General features: G+C 54.1%; 8 protein-coding genes. 4 read left to right on the top strand and 4 right to left on the bottom strand.

The window, feature by feature from the left end:
• On the top strand, positions 1 to 1,575 hold a 1,575-nt coding region (locus AACZ40_RS25175; protein WP_339676321.1), incomplete at its 5' end, for a carbonic anhydrase.
• On the opposite strand, the gene AACZ40_RS25170 is transcribed toward AACZ40_RS25175, so the two are convergent.
• From AACZ40_RS25170 to AACZ40_RS25155, 4 genes are all read right to left on the bottom strand, one after another.
• Positions 1,537 to 1,914 carry a hypothetical protein gene (locus AACZ40_RS25170; protein WP_291173105.1) on the bottom strand — a complete coding sequence of 126 codons (378 nt, stop codon included), beginning with the start codon at positions 1,912 to 1,914 and terminating at the stop codon, positions 1,537 to 1,539. The genes AACZ40_RS25175 and AACZ40_RS25170 overlap by 39 nt on opposite strands.
• 75 nt (positions 1,915 to 1,989) lie before the next feature.
• Positions 1,990 to 2,721 (bottom strand): DUF1559 domain-containing protein, encoded by a 732-nt coding sequence (locus AACZ40_RS25165; protein ID WP_291173108.1) that lies wholly within the window; start codon positions 2,719 to 2,721, stop codon positions 1,990 to 1,992.
• Positions 2,718 to 2,972: a hypothetical protein gene (locus tag AACZ40_RS25160; RefSeq protein WP_291173110.1), complete on the bottom strand. Its 255-nt coding sequence runs from the start codon at positions 2,970 to 2,972 to the stop codon at positions 2,718 to 2,720. Before AACZ40_RS25160 ends, AACZ40_RS25165 begins: the two co-directional genes overlap by 4 nt.
• 186 nt (positions 2,973 to 3,158) lie before the next feature.
• Entirely contained in the window at positions 3,159 to 4,952 is a 1,794-nt protein-coding gene (locus AACZ40_RS25155; protein ID WP_291173114.1) for a DUF3300 domain-containing protein, read from the bottom strand.
• 667 nt (positions 4,953 to 5,619) lie between these two features.
• Between AACZ40_RS25155 and AACZ40_RS25150 the strand changes: the two genes are divergently transcribed.
• From AACZ40_RS25150 to AACZ40_RS25140, 3 genes are all read left to right on the top strand, one after another.
• Positions 5,620 to 7,074, top strand: coding sequence for a DUF1501 domain-containing protein (locus AACZ40_RS25150; RefSeq protein WP_291173115.1), 1,455 nt, complete (start codon positions 5,620 to 5,622; stop codon positions 7,072 to 7,074).
• Positions 7,071 to 9,023 (top strand): DUF1549 and DUF1553 domain-containing protein, encoded by a 1,953-nt coding sequence (locus AACZ40_RS25145; RefSeq protein ID WP_291173118.1) that lies wholly within the window; start codon positions 7,071 to 7,073, stop codon positions 9,021 to 9,023. The genes AACZ40_RS25150 and AACZ40_RS25145 overlap by 4 nt, the downstream gene beginning before the upstream one ends.
• A gap of 165 nt (positions 9,024 to 9,188) precedes the next feature.
• On the top strand, positions 9,189 to 10,814 hold the full coding sequence (locus tag AACZ40_RS25140) for a LamG-like jellyroll fold domain-containing protein (protein WP_339676316.1): 1,626 nt from the start codon (positions 9,189 to 9,191) through the stop codon (positions 10,812 to 10,814).
• Positions 10,815 to 10,858: the final 44 nt, after the last annotated feature.

Below are 10,858 nucleotides of genomic sequence, written 5' to 3'. Positions count from 1 at the left end.
GTCCAGATTCCCGTTGCCGAATCGGCCAGTGACCTGATGTCGTTTTTGACCTTTCCCGACTTTTCGCAGTGGGCCAATCCAGCCATCTATACGGCGGCAGTGACCATCGCGATTGTGGCCTCTCTGGAAACTCTGCTGAACCTCGAAGCCGTTGACAAGCTCGATTCGGAAAACCGTAATTCTCCTGCCAGTCGTGAATTGATTGCACAGGGAGTCGGCAACGTGACGGCCGGCATGATTGGCGGCCTGCCCGTGACATCAGTGATTGTACGTGGTTCCGTGAATGTCAATGCGGGCGCGAAGACGAAAGGATCGACAATCTTTCACGGCATTCTGTTGTTGATCGCAGTGGCGCTGATTCCCATGTATATGAATATGATTCCCCTGGCGGCGCTGGCGGCAATTCTGCTGGTCACCGGTTTCAAGCTGGCCAGTCCCGCCCTGTTTCGGCAGATGTGGAGCGAGGGACGTTACCAGTTTCTGCCGTTCCTGATCACGCTACTCTCCATTGTATTCACCGACCTGTTGATCGGAATTCTGATTGGTCTCGGCGTGAGCCTGCTGTTTATCCTGAACAGCAGCCTCCGACAGCCCATTCGCCGGATTGTGGAGACACACGTCGGGGGAGATGTGCTGCATATCGAACTGGCCAACCAGGTCAGCTTTTTGAATCGTGCCGCCCTCGATAAGGTCTTTAACGATGCACCGCGGGGCACCAACATGCTGATTGATGCCAGCAGCACAGATTATATCGACCCGGATATTTTAAGCCTGATCCAGGAGTTCAAAGATAAAATCGGCCCGGCACGCGGCATAAGTGTCAGCTTGCGCGGCTTCCGGAAAAAGTATCAGTTGAGCGATGAAATTCAATTCGCCGACTATTCCACGAGGGATCTGAAGGATCAGATTACGCCAGACCAGGTGCTGCAGATTTTGCGTGAAGGCAACGAGCGGTTTTATTCAGGAAATCGACTGTCCCGCGATCTGGGGCATCAGGTGAATGCGACCGCCGGCGAACAGAATCCGCTGGCCGTGGTGTTGAGCTGTATCGATTCCCGTGTGCCGGCGGAACTGGTTCTGGACCTGGGCATCGGCGATATTTTCAGCGTGCGTGTGGCCGGAAATGTCATCGGGAATAAGTCACTGGGCAGCATTGAATATGGTGTCGCGGTCGTGGGAGTGAAACTGGTACTGGTGCTGGGGCATACCCGTTGTGGCGCCGTCACTTCTACCGTGCAACTGATGTGCGACCATAATAATGCATCACAGGTCACGGGCTGTTCCCACCTGGATTCGATTGTCGATGAGATCGCTCCCTGTGTGGATGAAGAAATCTGCAACGGTTTGAGCGAGTTGAGTGAGGAAGTCAAGGAACAGTTTGTTGATGATACGGCACGACGCAACGTCTATCGCAGTGTCCACGAAATCACGCGGCGCAGCGAAGTGGTTCGTGACCTGGTCGATGCCGGCAAGATCATGGTGGTGGGTGCACTCTACGACGTGAAGAGCGGCAAAATAGAATTCCTGACCGATCCCTCAACCGAACTGGAATACAGGGGAGCCCCGCAGGCCTGATTTACTGAATACGCGCTCTCCTGTTAACCAGGGGAGCGCGTATTCCACGTGCTGCGAGGAAATACTTTGTCTGTCGCTTTTGATTTGCACTTTCCCGCCGACCGGCTGCACGGTGTGTTCCAAACCACCTTTGCGCTGAACGGTCAGTTGTTTCGTTTTGCAGACTAAGTGCCCGATTCGAATTTCCAGCTGCGGCCCCTCGGCTGTCTGAATCGAACGCAGAATGACCTGTGAGGGATCAACTTCAGGATTGGCCGCCTGGTTGTTTTCTAAAGACGAGAACACAATCAGACCTGCCGCGATGAGCACCAGGTACAGCGTCGCTTTTGAGGGAAACATAGTCGGAATCCTTTCGAGTTTATTGTGCTGTTTCTGAGTCAGTCTAGAGCGAAATACGCATCTTTCCAAAGTAAATCACATGCCCTTGACCATTGAAACAGATGGTCTCTGCAGTTTTCTCTGCAACTTATCTCCCTGCAGTTCCTGGGGAGAAAGCCACTCGATATGCCCGTCGGCGAATAATGCGAGGGGGCCATAGTCGTCGAATAAATCCTGTCTGCTCCATGCCAATAACTCATCCAGCGTGATATCAGCAGGTGTATTCCAGTTGATTCCAGACCCCGGTATTTCAATCAGTAGGATCTGCTGTCCGCGATTTTCCGAGTCGGGTAACTTGCGGCACTGTGATGATTCATTCCAGAAAGTTGTATCATCAATGACGGCGACGAGCCTTGATTTTCGACGAGGCCCGTTTTGTGGTTGCCAGTCGAGCTGATACAGATCCTTGTTCTGAATAGCGAGTTCTTGATTATGAGGACTATTCCAGGGCTCGTTGAAGTGATAATCGAGTCGACGATCTTTAAGGTGGTGCGCTGAATTGAAATAAGGCAGCAGCAGAGCCCGCCAGCTGTGTAACGCGAGGCCCTGTTCATCTTTCACAACCGGGGGAGGCAGGCAACCATAGTCTGCCTGGTACTGGTGGAGTGCCAGGCTAATCTGTTTTATCTGACTGCGAAAGAAGTCTCGACGGGCGCTGGTTCTACCCTGTTGTACTTCGGGTAGCAACAGGATTGCAAGAATCGCAATGATCATCAGGATGACCAGAATATCAATCGTGCTGAGGGCGAAGTGTTTTGTGAATTTCATGACGCATTCACAGGTGCCGTTTCCGTTTTCTTCCAGGCCCGAAAACAGATCAGTACAGCCAGGAAGGAGAGACTAATCACGGTCCAGTAAAAAAAAGACGACATATTACCAAATCCGAATACCGCATAGCCATAGACGCCGTAGCGGTTCTGCGGGGCGTTTCCCACCATCTGGTATCGGGGCGTTGATGAAACCAGCAGTAAGATAGTAAAAGCCAACCAGAAGTTGGTCGCAATAAAATAGCGGAGCATAGTTCTCTGTCAGTCTTGTGAAAGAAGTGAAAGAAAGGGTTTCGAATTCGACACAACTTCATTCTAAACGAAATTTCCTGACAAGGGAAAGAAAAATAAATGAGGCCGGAAGTAAATAAACAGGCCTCTTTCCATAATGAAAAGAGGCCTGCCCGCACTTACTGTTCTCTGGGAATTGCTTTGAACTTATCTCCGCCCGCCACGTCCTCCACCGGAACGGCCCGATGAACCACGGCTGCTGCCTCCGAATGAGGAGCTGCCGCGTGAAGAAGAAGGTGTGCGACTGTTGGAAGGACTGAAGTGAGAGCCGCCTGAATAGGGAGATGTAGATCTCTGCTGCGAATACGACTGGCTTTTCTGACGCGAGGCGGCGGATGCCTGGGACGAGCGGTTCATCTGCTGGTTGAGCTGTCCCCAGTTTTTCTGCATGCTCTGCAGGCCCGAAGAGATCTGCTGGCTCGATGATTGACTGTAACGGGAATTGGAGGCAGTCGACTGGCGGCTGGAACGATACGAACCTTGCTGGCTGCTGCTGCGGGCCGCCTGCTGGCTGTCTGCAGATTGTCGACTGCGGGACGAAGAGGAGCTCTGACCGACCTGGCCATCGCCCAGTGATCCCGTCGTAGAACCGTTCTGTGTGGTGACCGTGGAAGAGACCTGTCCATTCCCGGCAGTCGTGTCGACCGAGGCGGATCCTTTGCTGGAATCAACAGTCGTGGAACCGTTATAAGTACCGTTACCATCTCCGGTCACTGTGCCGGAACTGTTGTGTTGCACATCAGCATAACCGTTGGTCCCTTGCACTGATGTGGACGAATTACGAACACCGCTGACAGAACCGTCTGCATTCTGATTCACGCTGCCACTGGTGTTTCTGCTGCCATAAGCGTTCACGCCGGTATTCGTCGCGACAGAGCCACTGGCCTGGGTATTATAGTTGGCTCCCGTCTGTGTCTGCTGAACTGAACCGGTTACCTGACCAGCGCCGGCAGCCGAGAGTCCATTCGAGGTGTTGACCGTTCCGCCGCCTGCTGCTCCGAAATAAGTCGTGTCACCGGCGGTCGTCGTTCCGGCAATACCCGCGCCGGTTGCAGTCGCTGAATTTCCCTGGGGCCCGGTAATGGTTGTCGTAGCTGCACCAGCGCCAACGGTCGTGGGACCGTTCTGATAGACAACGCTGCCTCCCTGGGTGGCTCCGGTGACCGTATTTCCATTGGGACCAGTATAAGTCGTCGCGCTGCTGCCTGTGGAAGCCGCTGCATGCCCATAGGGGCCTGTCGTCGTGGTTTGCGTGGCAGTGCCATTCACGTTTTCACCATGATAGGTGGTTACTGCCGTTGTCTGATGCGGGTGCGCATACGCTGTGTAAAGTTCGGAAACCGTTGCGGGAACGAAGTAACGCCCGGCGACATAACCGGCGGCAGCCACGTATGCGGCCTGGCCCGTCAGCGGAACACCACTCGCATCTACAAACTGTTCGGGCTGCTGCTGCAGAGCCGCGTCCACTTCAGCGCGAAGTTTATCGATGGCTCGCCAGACGTCATCAGGCTGCGACTGATACGCGCGTCCCAGTAAGGTCGTCGTGGCAATGTTGTCGCTCAGTTGCGCCAGGATTTCCGGATGCTGTTTCAGCTTCTCGACATTCGGGTCAGCCTGGTTGAACTGCTGCACGCGTTCTGCAAAGCGACCCCCGCCAAAGCGACCCCCGCCAATGCGGACCACCGGCTTGTCGGCAGCCTGGCGAACCGCCAGTGGATGCTGTGCTGCTTCCAGAATCGTTTCGACCAGATCATCAGGATAGAAGGCAATTCCTGTCACCAGGCTTTCCAGGGCATGGGGGGACAGGTTTTTCTGTGGCAGCTTCTGTTGCATGATGCTGCCAGGCTGTTGTGCATTGCTGAAGCCGGACTGCAGAAAGAAACAGGCTCCGACTGTGAGGGCGATGAATCCTTTCAGGTAATTTTGTGAAGTGGCAGTCATTGATCTCCCCATCTTTTTACTGAATTTGTGAAAACGGTCTCTCATGAGTCACAGCTTGCCTTCTCTTATGTTTCTCGACCTGGTATTGCGCTGGTCACTATTCATATAGCTCAGTATTGATGAGTGATCGGAAATGCTTTTCAAAAAGTCAGGATTTCCGGTAACTCCTTTTCTCTGACAGTGCAACGGGCCGGGAAACGAGGTACGAAGACAACATGTTGCCAAAAAGAAACACCCCATGGCCTCGTTCAAGACCATGTTGTTAACCCCGCGGGAAGCATACTCAAGCAGTAGAAGTGTGGTTTCAGAAAGCAGAAAAAAAGAGTGAGAAAAGATGAATCACTCCAAAAGAAATCAGAAAAAAATTCGGAACGAAACGGGAGCGAATGGGTTTGGTTTATATCATCAAAGAGAGTGTGCCTCAGGCATGATATTTTTTTGTGGTGCGTCTCTCGCTTTGATTTGTCTGAATGGTTCCGCTCCGTGCAAACATTCGTTCTGAAGGCGTCGGATTGAATTCCTGTTATCGAAGCCCGTTCCGGCTCATGCGACGCATTTCTGTCAATTTTGGACAAATCAAAAAACGTTGATGAATTCAGTCGAGCTGACTGCCTTTCCCTGATATATTAATGTCATTCCGAATATGACAGAGGGGAGAGAATGCAGCATGCAGACGAATCGATCTCACCGCGATACGATGACGGGTCAGTGCGGGGATGGTCTGTTCAATCGCCGGGAAATGCTGCGGACCGCGGGTGGCGGAATCGGGCTGATGGCCCTGAATGCATTATTAGCGACAGACGGTGGCGCGCAGGCCGCCTCTGGTTCCCTGACACCAAAGACGCCCGATTTCAAACCGCGGGCCAAGCGCATGATCTGGCTGTTTATGCACGGCGGTCCCAGTCACGTGGATTTGTGGGATCCCAAGCCAGACCTGGTCAAGTACTCCGGAAATCCGTTACCCGACAGTTTCGGCGAAGTCATGACGCGTCGCAAGGTCGCTAAGAATCCGTTGCTCGCGCCCATTAAGCCGTTTCGCAAACGCGGGGAATCGGGACTCGAAGTCAGTGATTTTCTCCCGCATACCGGTGCGCTCGTTGACGATCTGTGTGTCGTACGTTCGCTGCATGGGGACAGCGTGAATCATCCGCAGTCGGTTTACCAGATGAATACCGGCAGCATTCTGATGGGGCATCCGAGTGTCGGCAGTTGGGTGGCCTATGGACTGGGATCGGAAAATGCAGACATGCCCGCGTTTGTGGTGATGCCGGATCCCGGTGGTGGCATCAAAGGAGGGCCTCCCGCGTGGGGCAGCGGCTATCTGCCCGCCACATTTCAGGGCACGACGATGCGCGCCGGCCAAACGCCGATTCTGAACTTGAAACCGCCGACGTCGATTTCTTCACGACAGCAGCGGGCGACCCTGGATCTGATTCAATCCATGAACCGCAGGCATCTGGAAGCGCGCGACCGGGATGACGAACTGGCGGCGCGAATCTCTGCTTACGAACTGGCTTTCCGTATGCAGACTGCCGCCCCGGAAATCGTGGATCTGACACAGGAGACGCACGATACCCACACGATGTATGGGCTCAATGATCCCCGAACGCGGGACTTCGGAGAGCGTTGTCTACTCGCACGACGGATGATCGAACGGGGCGTACGTTTCGTGCAGCTTTATTCCGGAGATACGGTCGGCTGGGATGCGCACAGCGATGTGACCAAAAATCATACCGCGTATTGTCAAAAAACCGATCAGCCTGTCGCCGCTTTGCTGAAAGACCTGAAACAAAGAGGATTGCTGGAAGATACCCTGGTGGTCTGGTGTGGTGAATTTGGTCGTATGCCGATGAGCGAGCAGGGCAGGGGCCGCGATCACAATCCCTGGGGCTATTCAGGCTGGCTCGCTGGAGCCGGGATTACCGGGGGGCGGTTTTACGGCGCCACTGATGCCATTGGGCTGCGATCTGTTGAAGATAAAGTACACGTGAATGAATTTCATGCGACGCTGCTGCATCTGATGGGCCTGGACCATGAATCACTGACCTACTTCCATAACGGTCTGGATGAGCGTCTGACAGGGCCCGCTGAAGTGAAGATTGTGAAAGGACTGCTCACATGATTTCACTCACCACGAGGTGGCTGTTAATGACAGTGGCTCTGATACTCGCTTGCAATATTTCTTCGCTGAATGCAGAGGAAACAGCGAAACTTTCCGAGGAACCCATCACCGCCGCAGACCGGGAGCACTGGTCGTTTCAGCCGGTCAGACGACCGGAATTGCCGGTTCTGAAAAATAAACAATGGTCGCGGACACCCGTTGATCACTTTATCCTGGCGAAACTGGAACAGGACGGCCTGCAACCCGCGCCCGAGGCCAGTCGTACCACGTTGATCCGCCGACTCTATTTTGATGTGATCGGCCTGCCGCCACTGCCCGAAGAGATCGATGCGTTTCTGGCAGATGACTCTGCCGATGCGTATGAACAACTTGTAGATCGTCTGCTGGCCTCCCCTCATTATGGAGAACGCTGGGCACAGCACTGGCTGGACCTGGCCCGCTTCGCTGAGACCGATGGTTTTGAGCATGATAAAATTCGCCCCGATGCCTGGAAGTATCGGGACTGGGTCATCAAAGCCTTGAATGCGGATATGCCTTACGATCAGTTTGTCCGCTGGCAACTGGCGGGAGATGTGATCGCGCCGGAAAATCCGGAAGCGAAGATTGCGACCGCCTTCTGTCTGTCCGGCCCGGATATGCCTGATATCAACTCCCAGGAAGAACGCAGGCACACGCTGCTGAATGAAATGACCTCCACCGTCGGCTCTGCCTTCATGGCGCTGCAGATGGGATGTGCGCAGTGTCACGATCACAAATATGATCCGATCAGCACGGTCGACTTTTACCGGATGCGTGCTTTTTTTGAGCCGGCAGTCAAACCGGTCAAAAACAGATCGGTCACCATGCTGGCTTCCCTCGGTAAACCGGTAGCCCCCAGCCGCGTAATGCTTCGCGGCGACTGGCGGCAGCCGGGACCGCGTGTACAACCTGCCTTTTTGCGGGTTGCGAATCTGCAGGAACAGGCTGTTGACGCCGATGACGCACGACAGCAGCGGCGGGAATTTGCCCACTGGCTGACTCAGAAAGAGCACCCGCTGACATCACGTGTGATTGTGAACCGGATCTGGCAGCATCATTTCGGTCGCGGTCTGTCAGCTACGCCCAGCGACTTTGGCGTGATGGGGGATCTGCCGACACATCCGGAACTGCTGGACTGGCTGGCAGCCGAGCTGATGTCATCCGGCTGGAAAATGAAGTCACTGCATCGCCTGGTTCTGACCTCCAGCGTCTATCGACAGGCGAGCCAGTTTAACGCTAAACAGCAATCAGAGAGTGACTGGCAACGGTCTCTGAAGGAAGATCCGGATGCCTCCCTGTTATCCCGGTTTCCACGGCAGCGGCTGGATGCCGAAGTCATTCGCGATGCAATGCTGGCGGTCAGTGGTAAGCTTTCCGATAAAACAGGCGGGCGTGGCGTGATGCCACCGCTGCCGCGCGAATTACGAGTGACGTTGCTCAAAGATCAGTGGAAAACCAGCTCGAACGTGGAAGATCATTATCGGCGGAGTATCTATGTCTTCGCGCGACGGAATTTGCGTTATCCGCTGTTTGATGTGTTTGACCGTCCGGATGCGAATACCAGCTGTTCCCGACGCGGCAATTCGACGACCGCACCACAGTCGCTGCTGATGTTGAATTCAGAGAGCTCACTGAAGTGCGCGCAGGAACTGGCAGGTCTGATCTGGGACCGGGCCGGTGAAACTGAAGAACAACAGGTCACCTTGCTGTTTCGTCGCGCGCTGGGACGCACGCCCACGGAAACTGAGTTACTGGAACTGACCCGGTTTCTCAAAACGCAACAGCAGATGTTGGTGCGGGAACAGCGTTCGACCGAGCAACTGCTGTTGCCTTTGAGTGAGACGCCGGTCAAAGAGATCGCAGCCGGCGCCGCTTTGACGGATCTGTGCCTGGCCATTCTCAATACCAGCGAATTCCTGTACGTGGATTAATTGTTTACTCCGGGAAGACCGTTGCGTCATCACTGAAATGGACTGCGGGATTTTTTTTAGACGTCGAATTTGTTAGATTTGTTAATAATTGGTCTGAGTAGACTGTTCTCTGTTCTGTATTAGGTAAGGTGAAAACTGATGATACGACCTGGATTCTGTTGGCTGATGATATTGCTTCTGAATATGACGGTGTTTGAGTGTTCGACGTTGCATGCTGAGGAGCCTGCTTTGCTGGGCGACTGGCGATTACAGGGGGACTCACAGGACCGTAGTGCTTTCAAACTGAAAACGATCAATCACGGTGTTGAGTTGATCCCCGATCAACCGGCTGTTTTTGACGGGCGGAAAGCGTTTCTCGAAGTCCCTCATGCCAAATCGCTTGAGCTGGGGACGAATGAATTTTCCCTCTCCTTGACGGTACATACCAGTGCCGATCTGGACGATGTACTGGGAACGCTGCTCAGCAAATACGATCGGAAGACGCGACGTGGTTTTCAGTTGAGCATCAAGAATCATGCCGGCGTGACCAGCAGCCAGTCGAACGACCGGCATCTGCAGTTCGGAATCGACAATGGCAAAATCGATGCAGCATGGACCGATCATGGTCAGCTGGGGAATGCCGTTTTGATTTACAGCATGGCGGTTTATGACGGGAATCTGTATGCCGGAACCTGTGTGCCGGGGGAGTCGGCCGCCGGTCACGTCTATCGCTTTGATCAGGATCAGAAATGGGTCGATTGCGGGACTCCCGATGTGTGTAATGCGGTTTCTTCACTGGCAGTCTATGAGGGGAAGCTCTATGCGGGGACTGGCAAGTATCGCTTGAAAGGTTCCTCGCTGTCGGAATCGGATAATCCGCATCACGGGGGAAACGTTTATCGTTATGAAGGCAACAGCAAGTGGGTGCACTGCGGCAAACTTCCCGATGTCGAAGCCATCAACGGCATGGTCGTATATCGGGGGAAGCTGTATGCCTCTTCCATGTATGCACCGGCTGCCTTCTACCGTTACGATGGTGACAAAAACTGGACGTCGTGCGGCGTACCGGATGGAAAGCGGGTCGAAGCGCTGGCGGTTTATAACGGCGATCTGTATGCATCGGGTTACGATGAAGGAGCCGTCTACCGCTTTGACGGGAAGAACTGGTCGCATGCGGGCAAGGTGGGAGAATCCACACAGACGTATGGGTTCACCGTGTACGAGGGAGATCTGTATGTGAGTGAGTGGCCACACGCGGAAGTGTACCGCTACGCCGGGAAAAATCAGTGGAACCTGGCAGGCAAATTGGGGGACGAGAAAGAGAGTATGCCGCTGGTTGTGTACAACGGCGCCATGTACTCCGGCTCATTGCCACTGGCAGAAGTCTATCGCTATAACGGCGGCGTCGACTGGACGAATACGGGGCGGCTCGACATGACGCCCGATGTACGTTATCGGCGGGTGTGGTCGATGGCTGTCTTCCAGGGCAGACTGTTTGCCGGCACATTGCCTGCGGGGCGCGTGCATTCGATCGAAGCCGGTAAGAACGTGACGTATGACACGGCGCTCAAGCCGGGCTGGCGGCAGATTGTGGCAGTGAAAGAAAAGGACCGTCTGAAACTGTATGTGGATGGGAAGCTGGTGGCGACTTCTGCTGAGTTTAATCCGGCTGACTTCGATTTAACCAATTCGGAACCGTTGAAGATCGGCTTTGGTGCCCATGATTATTTCAATGGCAATATGAAAGATGTAAAACTCTATCGTCGGGCTTTATCCGCGGATGAGGTTCAGAAAGCATACGTGGCGGATTGAACCGTGGGACGGAGGAAACAAAAAAAGAGCCAGCTGTGATCGGC

It is taken from the genome of uncultured Gimesia sp., assembly GCF_963972345.1.
Taxonomy (GTDB): Bacteria; Planctomycetota; Planctomycetia; order Planctomycetales; family Planctomycetaceae; genus Gimesia.
Note: the sequence above shows the minus strand (reverse complement) of the source record. Positions and strands in the feature narration are given on the sequence as shown.

Bases quoted from the DNA above. Each gene is read 5' to 3' on its own strand.
- AACZ40_RS25150 (WP_291173115.1), top strand. From the start codon at position 5,620: ATGCAGACGAATCGATCTCACCGCGATACGATGACGGGTCAGTGCGGG.
- AACZ40_RS25160 (WP_291173110.1), bottom strand. From the start codon at position 2,972: ATGCTCCGCTATTTTATTGCGACCAACTTCTGGTTGGCTTTTACTATC.
- AACZ40_RS25140 (WP_339676316.1), top strand. From the start codon at position 9,189: ATGATATTGCTTCTGAATATGACGGTGTTTGAGTGTTCGACGTTGCAT.
- AACZ40_RS25155 (WP_291173114.1), bottom strand. From the start codon at position 4,952: ATGACTGCCACTTCACAAAATTACCTGAAAGGATTCATCGCCCTCACA.
- AACZ40_RS25170 (WP_291173105.1), bottom strand. From the start codon at position 1,914: ATGTTTCCCTCAAAAGCGACGCTGTACCTGGTGCTCATCGCGGCAGGT.
- AACZ40_RS25165 (WP_291173108.1), bottom strand. From the start codon at position 2,721: ATGAAATTCACAAAACACTTCGCCCTCAGCACGATTGATATTCTGGTC.
- AACZ40_RS25145 (WP_291173118.1), top strand. From the start codon at position 7,071: ATGATTTCACTCACCACGAGGTGGCTGTTAATGACAGTGGCTCTGATA.